Source organism: Galactobacillus timonensis, assembly GCF_900240265.1.
Classification (GTDB): Bacteria; Bacillota_I; Bacilli_A; order Erysipelotrichales; family Erysipelotrichaceae; genus Bulleidia; species Bulleidia timonensis.
Genome location: NZ_LT964739.1, coordinates 732,398 through 758,621, shown reverse-complemented (window position 1 = coordinate 758,621; position 26,224 = coordinate 732,398). Strand labels below are relative to the sequence as shown.

Sequence of the window (26,224 nt, the reverse complement as noted above, 5' to 3'; positions counted from 1 at the left end):
ATGACTGTTGCAGCCAGATGTGCTGAACCTGTCCTCACATGTATGCAAAAGCAATCGCCACCTGCCAGCGAGAGGGGTGTGGCAGATGACGATTGCGGGGGGAAGATATTTTCAGATTGTATTTCTTCCTTCACACATTGGTGCCGTACTTAGAAGAATACTATCATCTCCCTTTCAAAACATCTATTTCATTTCCTTTCCTTCTGCAGGATACGCAGCCGTACGTGGAATGAAACGTGTCGATACCGGCGCAGGTACCGGAGCTGAAGCTGATGAAGAAGCTGCAGGCTTTGGTTTGCTCGGCTCAGGACGTGCAGTTACTTTCAGAGTACCTAGTACTTTCGTCAGGCTGTAGTTGCTTTCTTTAATGTTGCCCCAGACAATCTCATAGCTGTTGACCGAGGAGCCAACCTCAGTCTGACTACCCTTCACCGTAAACTTAACTGCATTCTTCTCAGTCTCATTTACAAGGCCTTCAAGTGTTCCACCAGCAGTCAACGGTTTACCGTCATAAACCTTCTCTGCACTGGATGTTGTGACCTTAAGAGGTGCAGGAGTAATCTCGTAGGTTTTTGTTACTTCTCCGGTGTAATTACCCAGGCCCTTTACAGTAACTCTAACTGTTCCTACATCCTTCAGATTCTCGCTGTAGGTGAGAGTGTAATCTGTTCCATACTTCAATGCCTCGTCAGCATTGACATCCACAAGCGAAGCAAGACTGGAGAAGAACTTTGCCAGTGCATTCTTTGCCTTCGGTGTAACTCTGGCAACTGTTACCGGCTGTTTCTGTTCAGCACCATTGTAAACAACATCTCCCGGCTGGCTGACAGTAAACATTGTTTCGTCAGAGATATCTGCCTTGTTGATCGTCAGGGTTCCCGCCACATAAGTCACCGCATAGTTGCCCTGGCTTGCTTCGCCGCTCGGCGTGATCTTATATGTTCCAACATTCTTGCCTTCAGCACGGCTCAGCTTATAGCTCACTGTATCGTTATCCAGTGTGCCGCTTATTGTTGCCGTCAGCTCCGGATCCTTTTCTCCATAGGTCTTGCTCTTGTTCTCCGCCGTGACTGTGACTGCCTTCGGTGTTACCTTCAGCGTTACGGTTTTCTCTGCCGTTTCAAAGTTTGCTTTCTCGGCTTTGACGTTGACTGTCTGCTCTCCAACATTCTTGATGCTTGGAACTTCTGTCGTCCATTCCTCATTTCCTACCTGATAGGAGATCGTTGTGCCTTCGCTTGCGCTTGCACTTACAGCGTGAGAGTTGCCATCGTATTCGCCTTTGTATCCGGTTGCGGACAGATTCAACCCTGCGGCTCCGGCTTTACTGATGGTCAGTTTTCCCGGAACATAAGTCACCGTATAGTTACCCTGATCTTTATCACCCTTCGGCGTGATCGCATATTCTCCGACATTTTCACCTTCAGCGCGGCTCAGCGTATAGCTGACAGTATCGGTACCCAACGTTTCGCTTACTGTTGCCGTCAGCTTCGGATCCGTTTCGCCATAGGTCTTGCTCTTGTTCTCCGCCTTAACGGTGACTGCCTTCGGTGTTACCTTCAGCGTTACGGTTATACTTGCCGTTTCATAGTTTGCATTCTCGGCTTTGACGCTGACTGTCTTCTCGCCAACATCCGTGATGCTTGGAGCTTTTGTCGTCCATGCACCTCCTACCTGATAGGAAATCGTTGTGCCTTCCGTTACGCTTACGCTTGCACCTGCGGCGTGAGAGTTGCCATCGTATTCGCCGTCGTAACCGTTAGCTGTAAGTGTCAATTTGCCAGACTTTCTGATGGTAAAGGTTCCCGTCTCATACGTCACCGTATAGTTGCCCTGGCTTGCTTCGCCGCTTGGCGTGATCTTATAGGTGCCAACAGCTTCGCCTTTTTCACGGCTCAGCGTATAGTCGACTGAATCTTTACCCACCATTTTGCTGACAGTTGCTGTGAGTTCCGGATCCTTTTCGTTATAGGTCTTGCTCTTGTTGTCCGCTGTGACTGTGACTGGCTTCGGTGTTACCTTCAGCGTTACGGTTGTACTTGCCGTTTTATAGTTTGCATTCTCGGCTTTGACATTGACTGTCTGCTCACCAACATCCTTGATGCTTGGGGCTTTGGTCGTCCATTCCCCATTTCCTACCTGATAGGAAATCGTTGTACCTTCGGTTACGCTTGCGCTTGCACTTGCGGCGTGAGCCTCGCCATCGTATTCGCCTTCGAATCCATTAGCTGTAAGTGTCAATGAGCCAGACTCACTGATGGTAAAGGTTCCTGTCTCATAGCTCACCGTATAGTTGCCCTGGTTTGCTTCGCCGCTCGGCGTGATTGTATAGGTGCCAACAGCTTCGCCTTCAGCGCGGCTCAGCGAATAGCTGACAGTATCGTTATCCAGCGTGCCGCTTACTTTTGCCGTCAGCTCCGGATCAGGATCTCCATAGGTCTTGCCCGTGTTCTCCGCCGTGACGATAACTGCCTTCGGCTTTACCTTCAGCGTTACCGTTGTACTTGCTGTTTCATAGTTTGCATTCTCGGCTTTGACATTGACTTTCTGTTCGCCAACATCCTTGATGCTTGGAGCTTCTGTCGTCCATTCACCATTCCCTACCTGATAGGAAATCGTTGTGCCTTCCGTTACGATTGCGATTGCGCTTGCGGCGTGAGACTTGCCATCGTATTCGCCCTCGTATCCATTAGCTGTAAGTGTCAATGAGCCAGACTTGCTGATGGTAAAGGTTCCCGTCTCATACGTCACCGTATAGTTGCCCTGGCTTGCTTCGCCGCTCGGCGTGATTGTATATGAGCCAACAACTTCGCCTTTTTCACGGCTTAGCGTATAGCGAACGGTATCATTACCCAGCGTGCCGCTTACTTGTGCAGTTAATTCAGGATCCTTTTCGCCATAGGTCTTGCTCTTGCTGTCCGCTGTGACGGTTACTGCCTTCGGCATTATGTTCAAGGATCCGTTTTCGGTATTTACAGTGAATTGATAGGTAACATCAGTATTTCCATTCTTAACAACAATGGAATCAGTGTTCAGAATGTTATTTGTATAAGTTCCCGCATTCGTTCCTTTTGGATTCTGTGTACTAAAGCCGCTTACGATATAAGTAACATTATCAATCGTAAACGTATTTGTCTTGACGCCGGAAGTAGTATGTTCAGTTCCGTCATAAGTAATTGTTTCGGAATTTGCCGTTAATGTGATCTCTTTCTTCTGTTTCCAAACCGCATAGAGATTATTGTCAGATGTATTGTCGATACCGATATTTGTTCCAACATCATATCGCTTTCCAGAGCCATCTTTCCAGTATGAGAAATAGTACCCAGTCGGAGCTGCAAAGCCTGCCTTTTCCAGCTTAATCGCTGTGTTATTCGCCTGTTTATCAACTGTTGTGGTCTTTTCATCCAGTTGGGACCCTTCCGGATAGTTGGAATGATACGTAATCGATGTTAATGCTGATGTATCTCCATAGACAGCGATCAGTTCAAGATTTTTTGTGATCTTTACCTTGTCTCCCGGATAGAAATTGTTAGTACCATCGTTCCAGTAAAGGAACGTCTTGCCTGTTGGAGGTTTAACTCCCGTTGCCAGCTGAATGTCCGCATACGAGTTCTCTGCATAGAGCTTGCTGTCAGTCGGAGCCGTTCCAGTGCCTTTGCCCAGCTCATACGTAACCGTGTATTTCTCCCCGTTGATATAGTACGGATAGAACGTAATATTCCCATGAACTTTTGTGTTGAAGTTAAAGAGAACAAAGCTACCATCTCCGGTCTTTGTCGCCCAGCCAGCCCATGTATATCCTTGGGGTACAGTGACAGTTCCCTTATTAGCATCGCCTGCCTGGATCAGTTTGCCATTATGATCAACAATCTGCGGCATATCATTTTCATCGATAGTCTGCCCATAGGCAACATTAAATGGAATTGTTTTTCCATTATCCTCGATCGTCAAATGAATAGTCCCATCATATGTTGGAGCAACCCACTTTGCATATAGCGTAATGTTGTTTGCAGGCATAGTGCCCGAAAGAGATGTTATCTGATCTCCTACTCCAAGCTCATTATCAAACCATCCCGCAAATAAATAATCAGAAGGTATTCCCACAGGGTGCTTAGGAGCAGTTTTTAAATCAACTTTACTGATATCCGCTCCATATTTGAACGTTACTGATGTTGTTGAGTCTCCGTTTACAAATTTAATAGAGTACTCATTTCTTTCATATTTGAAGGAGATCTCGTAAACATTTCTTGAAGACTGTTGGAACTTAGTTCCATCTTCTACATTATTTGTATAAGTAAAGCCCTCAATATCATAATGATCTTCCGCTGTTGTACTCCACCCGTCATCATTGGATTTAAAGCTATCCGTGTGGTGCAAATAATACTTTCCATCCAGGCCTTTCAAATAGTAATTCAGGTTCATCGTATATTCGCCATCCCGGCTGACATAGTAGAACGCAGCGCCGTTCAGGGGCATTGTGGAAATACCGCTTTGATATGGTTCTTCCCCCTGACCATTGTCTCCCTTTTGGGTGCCCCAGATTTTAGAAGTGGAGGTTGGCCAACGGTCGGAAATATTTGCTCCGTATTTGGCGGAAATGCGCAAATCTTCCATTTCATTCCACTCATACCATACAATATGCCCAAAAAGACCCGACACATGTTTTGTGTACTTGAAAAATGTAACTTCATATGTCTTTCGTGAGTAGTAGATATTGATGATTGTAGAGCCATCACCAGAAATGGTTACATCAGATTGGTTTGTCTTCTCTTTATTCAGTTCAAAACCTTCATAGGATTTTAAAACATCGTTAATCCTTACTGTTTTCCCTGAAACACCATAATCAAAGCTGCTTTCATGGTAGGAATAATTATTATCGTTGGCGTTTTCCCACCAATAGATCACCGTATATTTGGTATGGTTATTTGCATTCCATACTGCATGGAGCGTGATATTTTCGGATATAGTTCTGCCGAATTTATATTCAGGTCCTTCTTCACTTGTTGACCAGTATTTAAATGTATATCCAGGTCTGGTTGGTTCTGCTGGTGCAGACGTTCCTTCATTTGCCGCAACAAACTCCGGCTCAACATAACTTGCACCTTCTCCTGATGCGAAGTACAGATAATGCCCCTCTTCTACGTTTGGATATAGCGTGACGTTATGATCAGAAAGTGTAACAGACTCGACTTTGTTGGTCAGCTTAGCTTCCGTGTACCAGCCAGTGACCGAATGCGTAGAATCCAGCGGAATCGTAACATCAGCAACTGAAATTTTATCTCCACTTGCGCCTTCCTTCGTGGTGCTTACTCTTCCCTGGCCATCCAGGAAGAACACATAGTAAACCTGCTGGAATACTGGATACAGCTTTACCTCAGTGGTATCAGTGACCGAAGGCTTAAATTCCGAGAACGAGCCTGGATCTCCTTCCTGAAGGGAAGAAACGCCCGGCTTTTTGGACCAGCCAAGGAACTTGTAACCAGATTTCTCCGGCGTGCTCGGCGCATAAACAGTCTCTCCATTTTTTACCTTCTGCGTGGAAATTACTTTTTGATTATCTGCGCCGTGAAATATATAAGTGGCGATAGCAGGAACCTGTTTTCCATCCGTAATTGAAATGACATAGATCGAGAAGCTGTCCGCATCAAACGTTGCATTCTGTGCCGATGCGGCTGCGTCAATGACCTGTGTATTACCGCTGTCATCTTTATGGATGACTTCGGTTGTACTTGTCTCTGTTGTTTCCAGTGGTGTGTACGGAACCATTGAAACGGATACCGCTCCCTCTGGCTGTATCTCTTCGTTATTTGCGTTCAGGAATGTGATATCCACAGCTACGGCGTCGATGACTTCTTCATCACCTTCCGTGCTCTGTTCCGCGGCTGCGATAGCCTCGTGCTTCGAGACATCGGTAACCCGCATCGTTGTTCCGATGGGGAACGTGTGATCATCATACGCGACGGTGACTGTCATCTGGCTCGTGGAACCGGAGAACGTGCCTGCAGGCATGTAGATAACCGTTTCCTCTTCCTCTGCTTCAGGTGTCGGTTCCGCTGTAGCTTCAGCCTCCGGTGTCACCTCCGGGGTCGATTCCGGCGTAGTCTCCGGGCTCACTTCCGGTGTTGGTTCCGGGACTGCGGTTTCTTCAGGTTGTGCCGGTGCTTCTGCTTCTACGGTTGGCACCGGTGCAGCTGTTCCTTCCGGTTCTTTACTTTCGGTTGGTGCCGGTGCTTCCGGCTCCGTGCTTTCTACCGGTGCCGCAACTGTTTCCTGCGGTGCTGCTTCTTCTGCAGGTGTGGCTTCTTCTTCCGTGACTTCCGGCGCAGGTTCCGGCTCCGGCAAAGGTGCCTCTACCGTTTCCGTTACTTCTGTGCCCGGCTGCTCTTCCGCATTTCCTTCCTCCGCCATAGAAGTAACACCCAGCGAGAAAAACATAGCGGCCGATAGAACCTGTCTTTTGGCTGACAGGGTAGAAAAATGGTGCTATATTCATGCACGCATATAATTGTTGTTAAAAAATTGCTGTCACAGATAAGTCATCTCTGACCGGTGACAGCTTTTTTAGTTCTTCTTAATTGGTGAAGGAAATTTGTAGTTCAGGATCGCTGTAACATCACTCTTTTTTAGATAACAGTTTGTCAGCGGCAGTGACGTAATGTCTCTGAGTGCACAGATGAAGTCGCTGGATCTTGTGTTGTTGAAATACGTATGCTCGGATATTTTAATAACCTGAAATGATTTCATGAAATTCATGATGTCCTGTGAACTGTACGCATTGTCCAGAATCTTAAACTGCAGTATACGCATCAGAAGGATGGCGAGATAACAGATGAGAAAGTGTCCCTTGATCCTGTCTGCTTTTTGGAGGAATACAGGTCTGGCATCCAACTCTGACTTCATGATCCGAAATGATTCTTCGATTCTCCAGAGATTGTGATACGCCTCGTAAATCTCCTGATCCTTCATTTTCACTTCTGAGGTTACCAGGAGATTGTACCCAGCCAGCTTTTTGTCCTTCTCGATTGCGGCTGTATTCAGTTCTGTTTGTATCTTGCCACTTGTCAGATTTCCTTCGCTGTCTGTGGATTTAAAAATGACATATTTGGAGCTTTCCCCATATTCACTTTTTTTGGCTTCGCTTGCACGCATGTATTTGGCTTTTTCAACCAGCCGGTTGATCTCGTGCGTTTGTTTCTCGGCAAGGCCTGGATTGTAAGTCGCAACGCGCTTCTCTGTCAGTTTGACGATCCTCTTTCTTCCCTTGGCATCCGTGATTGTGTAAGAAAATTCATCGATACAGGATTTGGATTTGTAAAGAAGATTTCCCCTCTTGTCCCGAACTTCATCCCAGCCTTTCTCGAGAAGCACCCAGGTCTTTTCTGTTTCCGGCAGCTGTTTGACGCTTTTTGAAAAGATATATCCGTCATTATTCGCAATCTCATCAATAATGTTGGCAGAGCAGTTAAGCCCTTTGTCAGCGATGCGGATTGTACGCCCGGCAATATTGTGTCTTGTCTTCAGCTCGTTAACCACAGAACGGATAACCGGTTTCTCACTTTCATTGCCGGGAAAAATCTCCATCCCGACAGGAATCCTGTTCGCATCCAGCAGAAGGCCCATTCCAACAATCGGATCTGTTTTGTTTTCTTTGCTTGGCCCTTTCAGGCACAGATCATTTTCACGGTCAATCTCAAAGTAGAAATTTGTACAGTCAAAATAGACGTGAGAAACATCATAGGAATACTTTTGACGGACAGCGGCAGTATAAATCTCGATGATCTTCTGATACTCCTTCCCAAAGAAATCAACGCCGTTGTAAAGCTGGTCCAGAGAGCAGTCGGCAGTATCGTACATGCATGGTAATACGTTAAAGTAAGTTTTATGTTTTGAACAGGGCGAAACTATGCGCGCATACACAAGAGAAAACAACAGATTTGCGGCGTCAAAATGGAGATTGTATGGAGCCTGAAGAAGCCGGATATCATCAGCGACATTCAGCTCACTGTTGACGCTTTTGACTGGGAAGTACCCAAGATAGCGTGTGGGAATAGTGTCAGATATCTGGGCCGTCTTTTCAAGATCACGCTGTTTTTTCCGCTCCCTGTTTAAATCATCAACTTCCTTCGAATAATAGGCGATCGGATCATCAATACCATTCTTTTTAAGCTCATCGACATATCCGATTGCCTTGTAAGATCTGTGAGCAGTATGCCCCCGCACAGGATCATAAAAACTGGAATAGATCTGGAGATAGGTACCTTTCTTGTTCAAGGTTTTCTTAAGAAAGTAAGCCATAAACAGGTCCTCCTAAGCGCAGCTATATTATAACACCATAGCACCATATGTAGAACGGTAATGTAGAAAAGTTAAAAGATTTTTCGGCATCAAAAAAATCCGACAATGAAGCCGGATCCTGCGATTAGGGATTTTTTCTGACCTAAAGACTCATGGTGCTATTTTCGAAAGACGGGGTTCCGGCTCCGGCAAAGGTGCCTCTACCGTTTCCGTTACTTCTGTGCCCGGCTGCTCTTCCGCATTTCCTTCCTCCGCCATAGAAGTAACACCCAGCGAGAAAAACATAGCGGCCGATAGAATAGAACAAAAAGCCGTATCAAGAATAGATCGATGATGCTTTTTCATAACCTTTCCCTCCCTTTGAATCAAGGCTATTGATGAAAAAATGATGAGTGGACGTAAAAGCACCAATAAATATGGGCTTTGTCAACTAGATTATAGTAGATACCACATTATACTCGGTGAACATTTCACGTTTAAATGTCACTCATTTCACGAATAAACAAAGACTAACTGCCAACGTCCAGGCAATGGTTGAAGAATGAGACATGTATCCTGCATAGCTGGCGCACACCTGGGGAAGCTGCCTGACGCGAAAACCGTTGCAATCATTTCAGATACTGAATTCCTGGTTTTCCTGGCATGTTTTCCATAGCGTCCTTCTCTAAATTTGACCAGCTCAACTATCGTAATCATTGTTTATAGCCGAATTATTCGCTTCACGATGATTCTTCCTACACCTCACGCACGCATTCAAATCGTAAAATGGTGACAATTTTTCACATGCAGAAGCATATTTTTACAGCTGCATCATTCCTCCTGAAGACGATGAGAGACAGGTCCATGGCTCCTGCTTTCTGCATCGGCAGCTTCGAATCATCAATGCTAGAATAGGAAACAAAAAGAGGAGAGAATATGGCACGCATCCTGTCTACCTGGCGCATGTCTCTGGAAGGCGCCGCAAAAGCACAGCAGCTTTTGAATAATCACGGCTGCGCGGCTGATGCCGTTGAAACTGCGATCCGTGACGTCGAAGGAAATCCACTGTACCGATCCGTGGGGCTGGCAGGGTTACCTGCACGGGATGGCAGCGTATCTCTGGATTCCGGCTTTATGGACGGGGCGACGCTTTCCATCGGTTCCGTTGGCAGTATTCAGGACTTTGCCCATCCCATTTCCATTTCCCGCGCCCTCTCAAAGCTTCATCTCAATAACTGCCTCGCAGGAACAGATGCAGAGCGCTGGGCATCGGCCCATGGCTTTGAGAGAGTCAACCTCCATGATCCCCAGTCCATGAAGCTCTGGCAGAACATGCTTGAAAAACAATCCACGCCCCAGGTCTATAAAGGTCACGACACCGTCTGCGTCATCGCCCTCGATGATGACAACAACATCGTCGTCGGCACATCGACCAGCGGCCTCTTCCTTAAGACACCGGGCCGTGTCGGTGACTCTCCGATGCCGGGCTGCGGTTTCTATGCCGATGCCACGATCGGCGCCGCTGCCGCTACCGGTGTAGGGGAAGAGATCATGAAAGGCTGCCTCAGCTTCGCCATCGTCTCTCTTATGAAAAATGGCCGCACACCCCAGCAGGCATGTGACGAAGCCGTCCACGACCTCGACCATCGCATGAAAAAAATCCGCGGCACCACCGACGACCTCAGCGTCATCGCCATGGATATGCACGGTAATATCGGTGCCTCAACCACGATCCAGAATTTTTCCTTCGTCACACCGGACGAGGAAGGAAACCTCACCGTCTATGTTGCCCGCCACAATGAGCCGGACACGATCTATGCACCTGCCACGCAGCAATGGCTCGATGCCTATATGGCGGTACGTCACGCCGGTAAGCTTGAGCAATGGTAAATGCAAAAGGAGAATAACTCATGTATTGCAAAAACTGCGGAACCCAAATTCCCGAAGGAAGCAAGTACTGCCCCAACTGCGGCACACCTGTCGATCACCAGAATGATGCCGCCAATAATGACCAGAATAACGGCTGGCGCAGCTGGCTGACACCGAAAAATATCGAACTGTTTGCGGCTGTCAGTCTCTTCTTTCCTTTCTTTCTGCTGATTGTTCAGGGACTGATCATCCATTCCTGGATTGATAGCTACCGGTTCAGGATGATGATCCTGCACATTGATCAGATCATCTTCCTCATCTTTACGGTTCTTGGCACCGTGGCAATGTTTCATACGATCCGCTGCAATCCTGAAAAGCAGACCCGCAGCGCATGGCTCTCCGCCGCCTTTTCTGTCATTAGTCTTCTTTCGCTGATTGGGGTCATTTTCCATTGGAGCACATCCTTCTCTGTTCTTTCCCCCATTCTCTGTACCGTCTACGGTCTCGATCTTCTTTCCCGCCTGCTGTTACAGAAGAAAGGTATCGAAAGCCCCTCCGATCCGGCGGCTGACTTTTCCGCCTACAAGCAGATCTATGACAACTACAGAGCAGCGCATCCCAAAGCTGCCCAGGTTAATGACACCGACCCCTACGACTCCTACTTTGATGGTGATGGGGCAACTCTCTTTGGGTACACAGTGATCACCATTCTCGTCGCCGTTGTTACTCTGAATCTTGCGACACCGTGGATGATCTGCAAAATCATGAAGTGGAGAAAGACACATACCGTCATCAGCGGACGCCGCCTCGACTTCGACGGTACCGGCGGCTCTCTTTTCGGATACTATCTGCTGTGGTCGTTGCTATGCATCGTTACCTTCGGCATCTACGGCTTCTTCATGCATGTGGCAATGAAAAAGTGGGAAATGAAACACACCTTCTACGCCGATGATTACAGCGAATACAGCGATATCTCCCTCTTTGATGGGGACAGCTTCCAATACTTCGGCTACGCCTTTATCGCCACCCTGTTACTGACAGTAACGTGCGGCCTGGCATACCCATGGGTCCATACGATGATTCTGAAATGGGAAACGAGCCACGAAGTCGTCTGCAATGACCGCCTCTATTACGATGGCACCGCTACCGGCATCCTGGTTCAATACCTCATCGTCTATCTGCTTACGATCGTGACTTTGGGCATTTACAGTCCCTGGGGAACGGTACGTCTCAACAAATACATCTACGCCCACACGCACGCCGAAAACTACTGAAAAGGCGCTCCTCAGCGAGCGCCTTTTCTATATATATAAAGGATAGATGAATCAGGGATGATACACATAGCCCTGGCCCCATGCCCTAAGAATGTGTCTGGGGCAATCCGGGTCCTGCTCTATCTTTGTACGCAGATGATGCACATGGACATAGATTGTCCCCCGGCATGCATAAGGTTCCTGATCCCATGCCTCACGGTAGATCTGCTCACTTGAAACGACACAGTCCGGATGCGCCATCAGCACTGACAATATGCCGCACTCATGTTTCGTCAGATGCGTCGCAACACCGTCTGCGTAGACGATACGATCCTGCGCATTGAGTCGAATGCTCATATTACTTCCCGAAGAGGTCACTGTACTGATCCAGCGTCAGTTGAATGGTGTTTCCGGAGGAATAGGAATACTGATAAATCGACTGCGTCCCGTACTTCTTCATCATGCGCAGATCATCGATCGATAATTCATCTGCCGCCTTGATATCATAGATATAGTAGACGCCGTTTATTTCAAAGGAAAGGATGCCGTAGCTGTAAGGGCTGTTATCCTGATACATTTCTTCCGGTTCACCGCTGTGGCTGTAATAGTCATCGATACTCTTCTGCCGCAGCTGTTCGAGCATCGCAATCGCCTGCGTATCACTGTCGTCCACCTTCAGGTCCATTTGCAGGTCGACGCTGGTGTCATTGTCATCATTGCTGGCCCGATAGGTAATGGATTGTGCATGGGCATAATCCACCGGACGCTCTGACAGTCCGAATCCTCTGGTCCACCAGCCGATACCGGCAATCACAAACGCAGCTGCCAGCAGAATCAGAAACTGCACAATCATCTTCCAGTTGGGCCGGATCGTGCGGCGGTATACAAACTGCGACACCATAAACGCCGCAAAGATCAGGATAAACATCAGGAACTCGACACTGCCACGGATCGCGCCCGCAGCCAGAATCAATAGGCACAGCGCCGTATAGATCCGGATCACCAGCGGATAGGCCAGCGTCTGATCAGACAGCTGCTCCGCACGCTCCAGACGGCGATCAAGGAAATTCGCCTTCAACAGGAAGATGGAAAGCACCAGGAAGCCGGCAAGGAATAAGGAGCGTCCCAGCAGATCCGGATACATCTGCATATTCATATTCGACGTCAGCGCCATCGAGAAGGCATCCGTCACCAGACTGCCTGCCGAATATACCGGCGACAGCCAGCTGATCATCGTCATATTCGGACTGTTGATGCCGGCAACAAGGCTCGAAAACACATTGCCCCACGTCACCATCAACATAAACGGCAGAACATGGTAGGCCCCGAGCATCACGACGCCGTCCAGCGCATTGTTCGCAATCAGGTACAGACCCGCATTAAACAGTAACAGCGCCGCGCTGCCCAATGCCATCATCACCAGCGTCAGAAGGTAGCCTGACAAATACATCTGCCCGTGCACAAGGCCGACACCCGCCGGAATGATCGTCCCCAGAACAAAGAAGCCAAAGCACACCAGAAACGCCGACACAAGCGAAGTAATCAATTCTTCTTTGCGTGTATAGGGAAGGGCGCCATAGACGTCGCAGCTCTTCTTCGTGTGCATCCATGAGAAGAGATAAATCGGGACACCGAACGACAGCAGAACGCTCATGACCATGCACGTCTCGATGGTACTAGACAGCGTCGAAGCACCTGCATATACCGATTCATAGGAAGACGATCCCGTCATAAACGTTGACAGCGCAATGATCATATAGAAGACAAAGAAGAAGATGATCGGTACCCGGTGATACCGCATCAGAAACCTAAAATACTGCTTATTCATGGCATCCTCCCTTCGTTTCCACCTCATAGATGAACAGCTCTTCGAAGCTTACCGGCAGAACATCGATGAGTGCCGGCTTCATTTCCTGGATCCTGGCCTCGACTTCTTCCTGCGGACCGCGGATCACTGCCTTGACGACGCGGCCCTCAATTTCAAGATGCAGCACATCCAGATCCTTGAATGCGTCCGCCGTCATATTGTGGGTAAAGGCCGCCTGATACTTGTTGATATTTTCGCGGGAAGCGATCAGATCTCCGTACGTTAACATGACGCCGTCCTCCAGGATGCCGTAGCTGTCACAGATATCTTCCAGCTCCCGCAGGTTGTGTGACGAAATGATCACGGTCAGTTTCTCATCTTCCACGAGGTCCGCGAGCACCTGCTTGAAGTGCAGCCGCGCAATCGGCTCCAGGCCGTCGTAGGCCTCATCCAGTAACAGCAGCTTCGGATGGATGCTCAGCGCAAATAACAATGCGGCCCTGCGCTTCATGCCTTTGGAAAGGTTGAGCATCCGCATCGAAGGATTCAGTTCAAAGATGCCGCAGTACTTCTTAAAGGCCGCATCATCAAAGTCATACAGCGACGCATAAAAGTTCTTCATCGACCCGATCGTGGAACCGATGGGATAGTACGGCTCATCGCTGACAAAGGCGATGTACCGGCGAATATCCGGGTCCCTGAACGTATCATGGTCCGCAAAGGTAATGGTCCCCTGATCCGTCCCGTAGACGCCCGCGATCAGCCGCAGCAGCGTACTTTTTCCGGCCCCGTTGACACCGACCAGGCCGAAGATGGAGCCTTCCTCAACCGCCAGATTCAGCCCCTTCAACACTTCCGTGGAGCCGAAGTTTTTATATACATTTTCAATTTTCAGCATCGTTCTTCTCCTCATAGGCGGCATCGGCACATGCCAGAACCATCTCTTTTGCGACCCCTTCATCGCGCCACTGCCTCATTACTGTCACGATCCTCTCATCGATCGTCTGTGGATGAATCACCTCGGCAACGTAGACCCCTTTCTTTGGAACGTTGTGTACGTAGCCGTCCTGTTCCAGCCGGGCATAGGCTTTGGCAACGGTATTGGGATTGATTCCGTTGTCCTTGGCCAGCTGCCGGACCGATGGAAGCCGATCGCCCGGTGCCAGGACACCGGTCTCAATGAACCGCATCATCTGTGTCTCAATCTGTTCAAAGATCGGGACCTTGCTCTGGATATTCAATAAGAACATGCGTCCTCCTTTCAATCATCTGTCCTATCTGTACTATCTGATTTAACTGTATTATCTGTACTGCCATTTGTCAATAGCCCACAGAGATAAAGATTGGATTAAACTTTAGGCAGGAGAATTCCGATGCAGATACATGAACTGTCTATGCTCACAGGCATCAACCCGGAAACGATCCGTTCCTACCGTCTCAAGGGTCTGATCCATCCCGTACAGAAAGACAACGGCTATTATGACTACACCGTTGCCTGTCTCATTGAGCTCACCTATATCCGCAAGATGCGGGAGTATGAGATTCCGCTCTACAAGATTCAGAAAATTTATGAAGAGACCGATGTGTCCCAGATCTATGACGTCCTTGATGAAGAAATCCGGGACATTCAGCTTCAGATCAAGAGTCTGAACAACCGCCTCCGCTTTCTTGAATTTGAAAAGAGCCATATAGAAGAATCCACCGTTGCCTTCCAGCAGAAGGTAAGCGTCATGGAATCCGTCGATGACAAAATTGACTACTATGATCTTTCCGACGTTGCGCAGCTTCAGCCATCTTCCGACTTCTATCTGTCACAGACGGCGGTCATCTGTATTTCCAGGGAAATCCTCAACGGTCCCATTGAAGACAGGATTATTCCGATCAAGGCCGGCATCGGCACCTACCGTTTCATGCTGGAAGAAAGAAACATCCCCGTCACTAAGGATGCGGCCATCATCCCCAACGGAAAGCATCTTTCCATGATGATTGCCGTCACGGATCTTGAACACATGAATCTGATGCAGATAGCGCCGATGATGCAGTATGCCAAAGACCACCATCTTACGTTTCTCTCCGACACGACCGGCTATATTGCAAGAGTCGAAGTCAGAGACGGTAAGCCCCTGTATCACTTCCGTATTCGTGCATGCATCGAAATCCATCCGCGCACAGAAAAAGCGGAAAGAGCCTCACAGACGCATTAAAAACGGGCGAGATCAGCATAAAAGAAAGGGTGCCGAATATTCAGGGCACCCTTTCCCATATATCCTTATAATATTTGTCTTATCCTTTTCCAATATTTATCTATCGCTGCCGCAGACTGTCTTCCGCTTTGCAATGCGAATAGCAGTTCATTTCCTGTTCATCATTCTTCGATAACAGATATACACAATACTGGTTCATACTGACACCTTTCTGCTTAGAATGCTCAGCGAGAGAGCGATGAAGGTTCAGCAATATCCACTCCATCAGCCAGCGCCGCTTCCAGCCACGCTTTCTTTGCGTCGCCTGCATTCTTTGCGGCAGATTCCAGCGTTTCGCCTACTGTGATACAACCCGGAAGATCCGGATAGCGGGCAACATATCCGCCTTCCGCTGGATCCGGAATCATTTCCAATGGATAAGGAAGACTCATATAGTATTCAATCGTTTTCATGTGGGCTGCCTCCTCAACCTTTCGTTTCTTTTCTATATATACACGCTTTATCAGCCTGTGAAAAGGCGGACTGAGATCACTGACTATCTAAAAATAGATGGGGTCTCGGGGTGCCTCTAAGAAATCCTGGGGTTGACTATCCGGGAGAAGAAAAACAGCTCCAAACTTACATGGGGAGGCACTCAGGCCTTCTCTTTTTCGTATTTGCCGATTATTATGCGGTAAGACATCAACAGAAAGGAAAAGGTTCAGAGTCAAGCTTCCCAGCAACCTCTGAACCCACAACCAAAACCATGGTTAGTGTAACACATTCACAATACAAAATTGTTAAACATCCTAATCATCCGGGCGATTTTTGATGGAATGCAGCGATCCTGTTTTGGATCCTGAAACAGGCCTGTCAATGAATCACTGTGGAACAGCCAGAAGATGCGTTAAAACGCCAGAAGGTTCTTACTGGATCTGGATCCCTGTCGTCGTCTCTTCCAACGGACGACATCACCGTGTCCTCCCTGATTTCCTTGTCCCTTACAAGCACTACTCGGTGCAGACCATCGAATCGGCTCTGGACAATGATCTGGATCTTGATCGTTATTCGCTTCCTTCCGATTCTTCCGTTTACCGTTGGAACAAATGGCTCGATAAGCTCATTGTGCAGCTCCGGATTTTCCTGAAGCTGGTTGATCCGCCTGATTCGCTGCTTCAACAGCTTCGTGTTCTATTCCGGCGTGATGTCCGCCGGGCTCCAGAATATGATTCTTCCAGTGGCTGGGTGGCCGGAATCAATCTCTGCCTGAATAGGCCAAATGACTTTGACTTGGGCCTTTCCTGATCTTCCCCTATGCTGGGCTCAAAGGAGAAGATCTATGTCCGAACAATCTGATAAACAGGCCATTCTTGAATTCTTTAACCTCGATACAGGCAGTGTGGAGAATGTCATCTTCCATAATGACAATGGCAGTGCGTCTGTCCATGTTTTACTGCGGCCGGATCATCCGCCTTGTCCCGATTGCGGCTGTACCCTGCCAAGGGTTAAGGACTACATTGACAAGAAGATAAGCCACGGCGTCTTTACTGATCGTGAGTGCACCATCTTCTATCATGCCCGCAGGTACATCTGTCCTGTCTGTCATCGAACGTACTATGAGAACAATCCATTCTGTTTCAGGAAGCAGCACATCTCCGCCCTCACGGTTGAAAACATTCTGAACGATTTGAAGATTCAGACCGAGACCTTCGCTTCCGTCGCTAAGCGGTATCACATCTCTCCCACAACCGCTGCCTCCGTCTTCGATGCCCACGTAAAGGAGGCGCGAAGACCTCTGCCCACATTGATGTGCTGGGATGAGAACTACGCATTTTATCATCCGGGAGAGAACTCAAAATATGTGTTCGTTATTCTCGACTTTGAGTCACAGGAGCCGGTGGATATCCTGCCAAGCAGAAGAAAAGATTATCTGCTCAGCTACTTTCTCAAAATCCCAGTGGAAGAGCGAAAGCGCGTCAAAATGATTGCCACGGACATGTATAGTGAATACCGCGCCATCATACGTCAGCTGTTCCCTAAGGCCTATCATTCCGTTGACCATTATCATGTCAGCCAGGAGCTCTCCAGAAAGGCTGACAGCGTCCGGATCAGAGTAATGAAGCAGACTCCAAAATATATTGAAGGCACAAAAACACAAACCAACGAGTATTATCTGCTGAAGACATTCAACTGGATGATATTCAAGCGGCTGGACGCCAGAGACAAAGATGGTAAAAAGCTGTTCGATCCCGGCCATCCAAGGAAAATGAACCGCAAGCTGAACCGGTTCCTCAATTATTACGAAATTAAAGCCATGATCGAAGCCGTTCATCCCGATTTGAAAAAGGCATGGGACCTCAAGGATGACGTTGTGGACTTCTATGACAACTGCACTTACGATACTGCTCCCCAGGAGCTGAACAAACTGATTCAGTCCTTCGCAGCCAGTGGTATTCCGGAAATGAAAGAGTTCTCCCGCACCCTGATCAGCTGGAGAGAGGAGATCATCAACTCATTCATTGTCGTAAAGCAGCGTCATACAGTCGATAAGGACACAGGCCAGGTGGTAGTGTCCGACATAAAACTGAATAACGGATTGATGGAGAACCGGAACTCAATCATCAAGACGATCAAGAAAGCAGCCAACGGATATACCAACTGGGACAGGTTCCGCAACCGCTGCCTCTATGTGCTCAGGAAGAGCTCCCGGCCATTGTTGAACCCTGTCATTCCGCCAAAGAAGGTTAAGCAATGACAACAAACGGATTAACATACGACCAGGTGTGGATCACGGCAGAAGGAGCCCGTTTGTATGGCAAAGAAGCAGAACTATATCTGCAGCCCCGCATCCGTTCCCTGAACCGAATGTGCCGCTCAGCGCAGCGATTAATGCGCGGCATTGAAAGTGATCTGAAGCAGCACGACCATACGAACAACAGGATCCTGTATGCCTTGAGTACAGACGAGATGCTTGCCCACATCGCCATCTGTTGCGAGATGTTTCTGGACGAATACGAAGAACTGCTGGAGACGCAGCCTTAACGGGCCCGTCTCCTTTTCGTTTCCATAAGAAAAACCGCCTGTTTTACCAGACGGCTTCATGGCGGATAAACCTTTTTGGGGTGCCCCGAGACCCCAGGTTATTTCACTTCGATTTCGAGGCCTCCCCAGAAAAATTTAGATCGCCAGATCACTCAGCCCGCCCTTTTACGGTTCTCTTTCCGTTAATTACTTGTTGTCTTCGTCAATGGCGTTGGCAGCGGTACGTCCGGATACCAGCACTTCGACGATTGCGTTGCCGCCGAGACGGTTGCCAGCATGAATGCCGCCGGTAACTTCGCCTGCCGCATAGAGGCCGTCGATCGATGCGCCGTCCGTCGTCATTACGTGACGCTTCGTATCAACAACCAGGCCGCCCATCGTGTGGTGCGTCGAAGGAGCCATGACACGGATACGGAGCAGTTCGCCTTCCAGCTTATAATCACCGTTGGAATCGACCGTTCCGATCGTTGCGTTCCATGCGCTCTTCTTGATGCCGTCGGACGGCGTACCATCCGCCAGATAGGCTTCATCATACTGACGGATCGTGTCATAGATATCTTCCGGCTTTGCCGTCATGCCATACTGGTCCAGAACCTTCTGAATGTCTTCTGCATTGGAAACGTAGTAGACACGGTTTTCGACATCGTCGTGCGAAATCTCGGTGACCTGACCGTTTTCATACTTGTCATACGGATACGGGATACCGATTGCCGTATTGGCATTGGTGAACTCCAGGAACACACCCTTCGTACCGTTGTAGTCGATGCCGTTAGCGAATTCTCCGAGCGAGAGAACATCACGTTCCGCGGACTCATCGACGAAACGCTTGCCCGTTGTCGGATTGATGTAGACCGCATACTGGCCGCCGCCGAAAGCAAGGTTGCCATTGTCGATCCAGGAGATCGGCATCATCTGCGGGAAGCCCATGCCCGTCGTCGCGGCACCGGCAGCTTCACCCATCACAATGCCGTCGCCCTGCAGCGAGGAACGGTTCGTCGTCTTGATTCCGGAGGTGAGATACTGCGAATCCCAGTATTCATTGTTATCAATGACCATCTGGATATTGGCCGCATAGCCGCCTGTCGCAAGAACCACACCCTTGTTGGCGTGCAGCGTAACCGGCGTACCATCATACTGCGTACCCGTAACACCCGTAACCTTACCGTTATCAATGATCAGGTTCTCTGCCTTGGTGCGGGTCATGATCTCGTTGCCATCGACGCTTTCAACCGTCGTGCGCAGCGGCAGGAAATAAGTGCCCCAGTTGCCGGTCGCTTCCTTTTCGCCATCCTTATTAATATCGCAGCCAAGGTTCATGTTTTCACGATACCAGAGGGCCCCGATCAGCGTCAGCTGCTTGTCATCCGCAAACAGGGAACCCTGGTCCTCGAGCCACTCCTTCAGCCCCTGACCGTCTTCGATAAACTGTGAAACAAGATCATAGTCACCATAGATCCAGTCCTTGCCATCGGCCGACCGGCGCAGACCGCCGTAATATGTCTGGAAGATATGAAGATTGACGGTGGAGAACAGCGTCAGATCCGACTCCGACGCGCCGGCATCAAGCTTCGGCTGCGCATAGTCGATATACGCCTGGATCTCCTTCTTCAGTGCTTGCAGCGTCGGCAGGTATTCCTGGTGCACGCCTGCCTGCGACAGTGTCTCAATATCGCCTGCCACATAGTCATGCGTATCGAAATACGTCGGATCAAACGGCTTCTCGGACCAGTTGAGAATAGTCTTCAGAACGCCAAGCTGACCCTGCGTCGCCTTCAGCTTCGTATAGGTCTGGCCATTGTAGTCCCAGACAGCTTCCGTAGCCTCCGGATCATTCTCATCCCAGACGAGGTACTTCATAACGGACTGGAACTGACCGCCGGATACCAGCGTATTTCCGCCGATTTCCGCATTTTCTTCTACAACGACAACAGAGTCACCGTTCTGTACGGCCTGTGCTGCCGCAGCCATACCTGCGCCGCCGGCACCGATGACAACAACGTCATAGGTCTCGTCGATCGGATCACCTGCCGAATGAACAACCGTATTCTTCTGGAATGCGGACAGATCGGAAACGCCTGCCTGCTGCGCCGCATCATCGAGCGCATCCTTGATGGCGCGGGACGTAAATGTTGCGCCGGATACGGAATCAATGCCCGAGCCGACTGCTTCCTTGGCATCCGCAAACATGATGTCATAGGCAACGTCACCGACATGTGCCGTCTCGGAGCTTGTCTTGACCTGAATATCGTCGATGCCGCTGTCGCTGAATGTGACATCCAGCTCGACCGGTCCGTTATAGCCGGTTGCTGTACCGGTATAGGTGCCTGCGGTAAAGGTTACTGCTGTATTACCCGTCGAAGAGGTGCCTTCTTCCGTCGCATCAATCGCCTGCTGCACCGCCTCTTTCACTGCATCCGATGTGTGCGTCGCACCGGATACGCCATCGATCTCTGCGCTGCCCGCATCCAGTACCTGTTTCTTCAGCTCATCCAAAGCCGCACCGCCGATCGTTGGTGTTTCCTTGTCCCCGGTGAGTACAACATCCGTAATCTTGCCATTGTCGAATGTGACGTCAGCAGATACGATGCCGCCGAAGCCCTGTGCCTCTCCATGGTAAGTACCCGTCTTACCGGAAGCCGTGCTGGACGACGAAGCGCATCCGCTGAGGACAGCCGCTGCCGCAACGAAAGCACTGACAGAAGCTGCCGTAAACTTCTTTCCCTTCATTTTTTTCCTCCATCATTGATTTGTATGTGATTTCACAATCAATGCTTAAATACTCTAAACCCTGTATTCCGTACAGGGTCAAGGGTTTACGGCAATTTCATTCAGATTTTGTGCAGCGCATGATTCCGCGTAGGTGACTCTTCCCGGAACAATTATCCTTTTCTGTCAATATTGAGGTCCTGGGGGCGGATTTTTCTGTGAATTTGATTCTGAGTCCCTTTATACTTTCTTGGTACTGCATAAAAATACGGGAGTGGTTTGAATGAATCGAATGTATGTAGCACTGGTATTGTTCATCATCATGTATGTCTTCCTGCTGCGGGTAAAAAGTGAAAAGCGCTGGATCGTGGCGCTTGTAACGGCAGGAGTCTTCGTCGTCACGGGCCTTCTTCCGGCCAATACAATCGTGTCATACGTGAACTGGAACGTTCTATTGATGCTGGCGGGGACGATGGGTGTCGTAGAACTGTTCATCGAGAGCCGGATGCCTTCCAGGATGGCGGAGGGGCTATTGCGGATTGTTCCGAATGTGAAGTGGGCCGTCGTTGCGCTGTCGCTGTTTGCCGGCGTCATTTCCGCCTTTGTCGATAATGTTGCGACGGTTCTGATGGTTGCGCCGGTCGGTCTTGCGGTGGCGCGGCAGTTGGATATTAATCCGGTGCCGGTCATTATTTCGATTGCTGTATCAAGCAACCTGCAGGGTGCGGCGACGCTGGTCGGCGATACGACTTCCATTCTTCTGGGAAGTTATGCAGATATGAGCTTCACGGACTTCTTCTGGTTCCACGGGAAGCCGGGCATTGCCTTTGCGGTCGAGCTTGGTGCCCTGATGACAATTCCGGTGCTTCTCTTCCTGTTCCGCAAAGACAGTGAGAAGGTTGATTCCGAAGTGAAGACGGTCGTTACGGACTATGTTCCGTCCGTGCTGATGATCGGTGTCGTAGTCACTCTGATCATCGCCTCATTCTTCGAAAACAAGCCGGAACTGACCAATGGCTATATCTGCATCATCTATGCCATCGTCGGTGTCATTTATGAATGGATCCGCACAAAGAACACGCAGGTTGTGAAAGATGTTCTTCACTCCATTGATTATCAGACGCTGCTTCTGCTGTTTGGTCTCTTCATTGTGATCGGCGGCATTACGGAAGCCGGCGTCATCAAAGAGATTGCGAATCTGTTTGTAAAGATCGGCGGAACTTCCCAGTTCGGCATGTATACGATGATCGTGTTTGTGTCCGTGATCCTGTCGGCATTCATCGATAACATTCCGTATGTCGCAACGATGCTGCCGGTGGTGACGGAGATTTCGACGCTGATGGGCGTGGAGCCGTATCTGTTCTATTTTGGTCTGCTGATCGGAGCTACGCTTGGCGGAAATATTACGCCGGTCGGTGCCAGTGCCAACATTGCCGGCATCGGTATCCTGAACAAGGAAGGTTACGAAGTAAAGACGCGTGACTTTATGCGGATCGGTATTCCGTTTACGCTGGTTGCCGTTCTCTCGGGCTATATCTTCCTGTGGCTCGTTTGGGCATAAGAAACTGTCAAACATCTTATTCAGCATCTGTTTTCCTTAGGCGCAGGGTACACTTCCCTGTGCCTTTTTATTGATATTGGCTGCATTTTAGTCATTCCCTTACCTAGATTGCGTTTCCCTTATTTTCCTATATAAAATAAGGGAATCTGGTGCAGGCTCAGGGATGCAGAGATTCAATTACAGATTATGAAGAGAAAACAAATGGGATTTCAAAATGCTCAGTCTGGTTGCGGCAGTATACAAAGAAGCAGGGGAGCAGGAGCTGTATCTAGAAAAAACGGTGACGCTCAGAGGATTGCCTCGTAATCGTCACCGTTCTTCAAATGTTCCAGCGCTTTCTGATAGCAGCGCTCGAAATAGCGTTCCCAGAAGTTCTTGAATTTTTCTGCCATAGACTGCCTCCCAGCTCCCGGTTTTCGGGTCCGCAGCCTATTTTAGCTGTAACTAACTTCGTTGCAAATTTGTAACCGCTTGCGTCCAAAATATTTTTTTCTATCAGGCGGCGGCTGCACTTGGCGCGTACAATATTTGCAGGAGCCGTTATGAAAAAAATCCTTCATGTGTTATTCAGCCGGATGTTCATTCTTATCATTCTCATTCTGCTGGAAGCTGCGTTTCTCTATGGTCTGATCAAATATGTTCCAGCCGCATGGCTTACGAATATCGAAGCCGTGCTGCGTATCTTCAGCCTCATCGTTGTGTTACTGATCATCAGCTATTCGCGTCATCTTTCTTCCGACATGATGTGGATCGTCGTCATCCTGGTAGCTCCGGTCGGCGGTATCTTGATCTGGCTCTTTCTCGAAGTAATGGACCGCTTCGACTCAAAGATCTACAAGGATATTCATAAGGAAACAGATGCGGCAAAGACTTATTTCAAACAGGATCCCGTTGTCTATGAAGCCGCGTTGAAGGATACAGATCTTTCCGGTCAGTACCGCTATCTCCATTAGAGTGCCGGCTTTGCGGTTTATCCTAATACGGGCTTTCAATACTATGGGCTTGGTGAACTTGGCTGGAAAGCGATGCTCGATGATCTGCGGCAGGCAAAGGAGTTCATCTTCCTCGAATATTTCATTATTGAACCGGGTACAATGTGGGACGCGATCCATGCCATCCTCAAAGACAAGGCAGCTGACGGTGTCGTTGTCCGTGTCCTTTATGACGATATGGGCTCCTTAAATACGCTGCCCGGAAACTATTGGAAATCCCTGAAAAGTGAAGGAATCGATGCCGTCGCCTTCAACCGGATCCATCCCTTTATCAACGGCATCATGAACCATCGCGACCACCGGAAAATCATGGTCATCGACGGTAAAGTCGCCTACTCTGGCGGCATCAACCTGGCCGACGAATATATCAACATCAAAAAGATTCACGGCCACTGGAAAGACAATGTCATCCGCATCACAGGCGAAGCGGTCTGGAGCTACAGTGTTCTGTTTCTGACCAACTGGAACGCCTGCACCCATGAAGACAGCGACTATCTGCGCTGGAAGCGCCACGCAGTTGCCGGCGAAGCAGACGGTTATATTGTGCCTTATGGCGAGACTCCGCTTGATACACAATTGACCGGTCAGGATGTGTATCTCAATATCCTGAACCATGCGAAAAACTACTGCTATATTTTTACGCCATACCTGATCATTGACACGGATATGATGAATGCTTTGATTCTCGCGGCCCAGCGCGGCGTCGACGTACGTATCCTGACGCCGGGCATACCGGATAAAAAGATCATCTGGCGCATTACGCGCAGCTACTATCCGAATCTGCTGAACGGCGGCGTCAAAATCTATGAATATACGCCGGGCTTCGATCATGCCAAAGTATTCGTCAGCGACGACGAAGTAGCGACCGTCGGCACGATCAATCTCGACTACCGCTCACTCTATCTTCATTTTGAAAATGGAACAGCGCTGTTTAAGAGCCGTCAGATTGCCTCCATCCGCGACGACTTCCTGGAAGCTCAGAAAGTAAGTCATCCGATGACGGAAGAAGATCTTCAGTCCGGTTTCTTACGCACCTTCTTCTATCTGGTGATACGGATCTTTGCGCCGATGATGTAGACAGGCATGTCAAAAGACAGCATTGGCGAATGGTGCGAAGATAGAAACTGACAACGCCGCGGTGACCGCTGACCGCCGTGGAATCTTCAAATCAGAAAAGGGGAATCATCATGAGTACGAAAAATCAATCTCAACATGCGAAACTGAACTTCAGCGACTGCATGGGCATGGCGATCGGACAGATCATCGGATCCGGCGTCATGGTCCTGACGGGCATCGTCATCGGTCTTACCGGCCACGGTACGCCGCTTGCCTATATTCTCGGTGCTCTGCTGGCGATTACGACCTGTATTCCGTTCATCATTCTGACTTCAACCATTCCGGCTTCGGGAGCGGGCTATACCTATGTGAAGCGGCTACTGGGCGATAAGGCGAGCTTCATGTACATCGGCATGTTCGTTCTGAGTCAGGTATTGATTGCGACATTTGCCAAGGGCTTTGCAAGCTATTTCTGTTCCATCTTCCAGGGCTTCAATGAGGCGGCGGTTGCGATGGCGGCACTGATTCTGTGTACGCTTGTAAACATGGTCGGTCTCAAGAGTACGGCCCGTGTTCAGAAGCTCATGGTTGGGTGTCTCTTGCTGAGCCTGCTGCTGTTCATTGTCTTCGGTCTTCCGAAGGTTGACTGGTCGACGCTGAAGATGTCGACGGCAAACATTATGCCCAATGGTCCCAAGAGCTTTTTGACCGGTGTGGCATTACTGTCCTTTGCCTGCGGCGGTGCGAAGTTCATCGCGGAAAACGGCGATGATATTGAGAATCCTGCATCGACTATTCCAAAGGCGATCTTTGCGTCCACGTCGCTTGTTGCCGTATTCTATGCGTTCATCGGCATTGTGGCGTCCGGTGTTCTGCCGATTGAGACGGTTGCCTATGAAAATCTGACCCAGGTGGCACAGGAAATCTTTCCGACGTGGCTCTACATCTTCTTCGTGTTCGGCGGCGCAATGTTCGCTCTGCTTACGACATTGAACGGTACACTTTCCTGGGTCACAAGAGGCCTTGAAGCAGCGGCGAGGGAAGGCTGGCTGCCGGAGAGCTGGGCAAAGGAAAACAAGAATGGTGTTCCGGTCATTATCCTTGGTGTGTTCTTTGTGATGGGTGCACTTCCGATTGTTACGGGCATGGACCTGACGCTGATCTCAAACATGGGTGTAGGAACTGATATGTTGACGGAGTTCATGGTGCTGCTGGCATGCTGGAAACTGCCGGATGTTCTGCCAGAAGAATATAAAAAGTCTGCCTTCTATATGAAGAAGGGGACACTCCATGCATTACTGATTGTGATCGGCATTCTGATGATCGGAACTTCCTACGTCAATCTATCGGATCTTACGGTTCCGGCGGCGATTGCCTGCGGCATCTATGTTCTGGCGCTGTTCATCTATACGCAACTGCGGTACAAACATGTACTTGCGGATCGTTCCGGGGCTAAGTAATCCAATCATTACAGACAGAAA

General features: G+C 49.2%; 19 protein-coding genes. 10 read left to right on the top strand and 9 right to left on the bottom strand.

Annotated elements, in window-relative coordinates:
- Positions 1-183: 183 nt before the first annotated feature.
- The 3 genes from C1714_RS03515 to C1714_RS03505 all read right to left on the bottom strand — a co-directional run bounded on the left by C1714_RS03515 (position 184) and on the right by C1714_RS03505 (position 8,640).
- Positions 184-6,408 (bottom strand): MBG domain-containing protein, encoded by a 6,225-nt coding sequence (locus C1714_RS03515; protein WP_102341893.1) that lies wholly within the window; start codon positions 6,406-6,408, stop codon positions 184-186.
- A gap of 153 nt (positions 6,409-6,561) precedes the next feature.
- Positions 6,562-8,295 carry an IS1634 family transposase gene (locus tag C1714_RS03510; RefSeq protein ID WP_102341892.1) on the bottom strand — a complete coding sequence of 578 codons (1,734 nt, stop codon included), beginning with the start codon at positions 8,293-8,295 and terminating at the stop codon, positions 6,562-6,564.
- Between the two features lie 150 nt (positions 8,296-8,445).
- Positions 8,446-8,640 carry a hypothetical protein gene (locus tag C1714_RS03505; RefSeq protein ID WP_102341891.1) on the bottom strand — a complete coding sequence of 65 codons (195 nt, stop codon included), beginning with the start codon at positions 8,638-8,640 and terminating at the stop codon, positions 8,446-8,448.
- A 570-nt stretch (positions 8,641-9,210) separates the two neighbouring features.
- Here C1714_RS03505 and C1714_RS03500 point away from each other — a divergent pair.
- On the top strand, positions 9,211-10,164 hold the full coding sequence (locus C1714_RS03500; RefSeq protein WP_102341890.1) for an isoaspartyl peptidase/L-asparaginase: 954 nt from the start codon (positions 9,211-9,213) through the stop codon (positions 10,162-10,164).
- A gap of 20 nt (positions 10,165-10,184) precedes the next feature.
- Complete coding sequence (locus C1714_RS14205; RefSeq protein WP_102341889.1) at positions 10,185-11,417, top strand: DUF6693 family protein; 1,233 nt, start codon at positions 10,185-10,187, stop codon at positions 11,415-11,417.
- A 51-nt stretch (positions 11,418-11,468) separates the two neighbouring features.
- Here C1714_RS14205 and C1714_RS03490 read toward each other — a convergent pair whose 3' ends face one another.
- The 4 genes from C1714_RS03490 to C1714_RS03475 are packed head-to-tail and all read right to left on the bottom strand — an operon-like array spanning position 11,469 to position 14,453.
- Entirely contained in the window at positions 11,469-11,753 is a 285-nt protein-coding gene (locus C1714_RS03490) for a winged helix-turn-helix domain-containing protein (protein WP_102341888.1), read from the bottom strand.
- 1 nt (position 11,754) lies between these two features.
- A complete protein-coding gene (locus C1714_RS03485) occupies positions 11,755-13,224 on the bottom strand; it encodes a hypothetical protein (RefSeq protein ID WP_102341887.1) in 1,470 nt (489 codons plus the stop codon).
- Positions 13,217-14,101 (bottom strand): ABC transporter ATP-binding protein, encoded by an 885-nt coding sequence (locus tag C1714_RS03480; RefSeq protein ID WP_167849914.1) that lies wholly within the window; start codon positions 14,099-14,101, stop codon positions 13,217-13,219. The genes C1714_RS03485 and C1714_RS03480 overlap by 8 nt, the downstream gene beginning before the upstream one ends.
- Positions 14,088-14,453, bottom strand: coding sequence for a GntR family transcriptional regulator (locus tag C1714_RS03475; RefSeq protein WP_102341885.1), 366 nt, complete (start codon positions 14,451-14,453; stop codon positions 14,088-14,090). The genes C1714_RS03480 and C1714_RS03475 overlap by 14 nt, the downstream gene beginning before the upstream one ends.
- Before the next feature lie 123 nt (positions 14,454-14,576).
- Between C1714_RS03475 and C1714_RS03470 the strand changes: the two genes are divergently transcribed.
- Positions 14,577-15,407: a MerR family transcriptional regulator gene (locus C1714_RS03470; protein WP_102341884.1), complete on the top strand. Its 831-nt coding sequence runs from the start codon at positions 14,577-14,579 to the stop codon at positions 15,405-15,407.
- A 224-nt stretch (positions 15,408-15,631) separates the two neighbouring features.
- Here C1714_RS03470 and C1714_RS14395 read toward each other — a convergent pair whose 3' ends face one another.
- The gene (locus C1714_RS14395) at positions 15,632-15,859 is read right to left on the bottom strand and encodes a type II toxin-antitoxin system HicB family antitoxin (RefSeq protein ID WP_245305027.1); all 228 of its coding nucleotides are present in this window, start codon (positions 15,857-15,859) and stop codon (positions 15,632-15,634) included.
- Between the two features lie 358 nt (positions 15,860-16,217).
- Here C1714_RS14395 and C1714_RS03460 point away from each other — a divergent pair, with 358 nt between their 5' ends.
- Genes C1714_RS03460 through C1714_RS03450 form a run of 3 tightly spaced genes read left to right on the top strand, consistent with a single transcriptional unit; the run spans position 16,218 to position 18,428 of the window.
- Positions 16,218-16,691, top strand: coding sequence for a DUF6431 domain-containing protein (locus C1714_RS03460; RefSeq protein WP_102341883.1), 474 nt, complete (start codon positions 16,218-16,220; stop codon positions 16,689-16,691).
- A gap of 34 nt (positions 16,692-16,725) precedes the next feature.
- Positions 16,726-18,141, top strand: a complete 1,416-nt coding sequence (locus C1714_RS03455; RefSeq protein WP_167849913.1) for an ISL3 family transposase — start codon at positions 16,726-16,728, stop codon at positions 18,139-18,141.
- On the top strand, positions 18,138-18,428 hold the full coding sequence (locus C1714_RS03450) for a hypothetical protein (protein WP_102341881.1): 291 nt from the start codon (positions 18,138-18,140) through the stop codon (positions 18,426-18,428). Before C1714_RS03455 ends, C1714_RS03450 begins: the two co-directional genes overlap by 4 nt.
- Positions 18,429-18,614: 186 nt before the next feature.
- Here the strand turns inward: C1714_RS03450 and C1714_RS03445 are convergent, their stop codons facing one another.
- Entirely contained in the window at positions 18,615-21,155 is a 2,541-nt protein-coding gene (locus tag C1714_RS03445) for an FAD-dependent oxidoreductase (protein WP_102341880.1), read from the bottom strand.
- A gap of 262 nt (positions 21,156-21,417) precedes the next feature.
- Here C1714_RS03445 and C1714_RS03440 point away from each other — a divergent pair, with 262 nt between their 5' ends.
- The 4 genes from C1714_RS03440 to C1714_RS03430 all read left to right on the top strand — a co-directional run bounded on the left by C1714_RS03440 (position 21,418) and on the right by C1714_RS03430 (position 26,203).
- Positions 21,418-22,695 (top strand): ArsB/NhaD family transporter, encoded by a 1,278-nt coding sequence (locus tag C1714_RS03440; RefSeq protein WP_102341879.1) that lies wholly within the window; start codon positions 21,418-21,420, stop codon positions 22,693-22,695.
- 542 nt (positions 22,696-23,237) lie between these two features.
- The gene (locus tag C1714_RS14200) at positions 23,238-23,648 is read left to right on the top strand and encodes a PLD nuclease N-terminal domain-containing protein (RefSeq protein WP_210115245.1); all 411 of its coding nucleotides are present in this window, start codon (positions 23,238-23,240) and stop codon (positions 23,646-23,648) included.
- 72 nt (positions 23,649-23,720) lie between these two features.
- The gene (locus C1714_RS03435) at positions 23,721-24,764 is read left to right on the top strand and encodes a phospholipase D-like domain-containing protein (protein ID WP_210115244.1); all 1,044 of its coding nucleotides are present in this window, start codon (positions 23,721-23,723) and stop codon (positions 24,762-24,764) included.
- A 110-nt stretch (positions 24,765-24,874) separates the two neighbouring features.
- A complete protein-coding gene (locus C1714_RS03430; protein WP_102341878.1) occupies positions 24,875-26,203 on the top strand; it encodes an APC family permease in 1,329 nt (442 codons plus the stop codon).
- The last annotated feature ends 21 nt before the right edge of the window (positions 26,204-26,224 follow it).

Coding starts and splice junctions, on each gene's coding strand:
- C1714_RS03515 (WP_102341893.1), bottom strand. CDS start 6,408: ATGGCGGAGGAAGGAAATGCGGAAGAGCAGCCGGGCACAGAAGTAACG.
- C1714_RS03510 (WP_102341892.1), bottom strand. CDS start 8,295: ATGGCTTACTTTCTTAAGAAAACCTTGAACAAGAAAGGTACCTATCTC.
- C1714_RS03505 (WP_102341891.1), bottom strand. CDS start 8,640: ATGAAAAAGCATCATCGATCTATTCTTGATACGGCTTTTTGTTCTATT.
- C1714_RS03500 (WP_102341890.1), top strand. CDS start 9,211: ATGGCACGCATCCTGTCTACCTGGCGCATGTCTCTGGAAGGCGCCGCA.
- C1714_RS14205 (WP_102341889.1), top strand. CDS start 10,185: ATGTATTGCAAAAACTGCGGAACCCAAATTCCCGAAGGAAGCAAGTAC.
- C1714_RS03490 (WP_102341888.1), bottom strand. CDS start 11,753: ATGAGCATTCGACTCAATGCGCAGGATCGTATCGTCTACGCAGACGGT.
- C1714_RS03485 (WP_102341887.1), bottom strand. CDS start 13,224: ATGAATAAGCAGTATTTTAGGTTTCTGATGCGGTATCACCGGGTACCG.
- C1714_RS03480 (WP_167849914.1), bottom strand. CDS start 14,101: ATGCTGAAAATTGAAAATGTATATAAAAACTTCGGCTCCACGGAAGTG.
- C1714_RS03475 (WP_102341885.1), bottom strand. CDS start 14,453: ATGTTCTTATTGAATATCCAGAGCAAGGTCCCGATCTTTGAACAGATT.
- C1714_RS03470 (WP_102341884.1), top strand. CDS start 14,577: ATGCAGATACATGAACTGTCTATGCTCACAGGCATCAACCCGGAAACG.
- C1714_RS14395 (WP_245305027.1), bottom strand. CDS start 15,859: ATGAAAACGATTGAATACTATATGAGTCTTCCTTATCCATTGGAAATG.
- C1714_RS03460 (WP_102341883.1), top strand. CDS start 16,218: ATGGAATGCAGCGATCCTGTTTTGGATCCTGAAACAGGCCTGTCAATG.
- C1714_RS03455 (WP_167849913.1), top strand. CDS start 16,726: ATGTCCGAACAATCTGATAAACAGGCCATTCTTGAATTCTTTAACCTC.
- C1714_RS03450 (WP_102341881.1), top strand. CDS start 18,138: ATGACAACAAACGGATTAACATACGACCAGGTGTGGATCACGGCAGAA.
- C1714_RS03445 (WP_102341880.1), bottom strand. CDS start 21,155: ATGAAGGGAAAGAAGTTTACGGCAGCTTCTGTCAGTGCTTTCGTTGCG.
- C1714_RS03440 (WP_102341879.1), top strand. CDS start 21,418: ATGAATCGAATGTATGTAGCACTGGTATTGTTCATCATCATGTATGTC.
- C1714_RS14200 (WP_210115245.1), top strand. CDS start 23,238: ATGAAAAAAATCCTTCATGTGTTATTCAGCCGGATGTTCATTCTTATC.
- C1714_RS03435 (WP_210115244.1), top strand. CDS start 23,721: ATGCTCGATGATCTGCGGCAGGCAAAGGAGTTCATCTTCCTCGAATAT.
- C1714_RS03430 (WP_102341878.1), top strand. CDS start 24,875: ATGAGTACGAAAAATCAATCTCAACATGCGAAACTGAACTTCAGCGAC.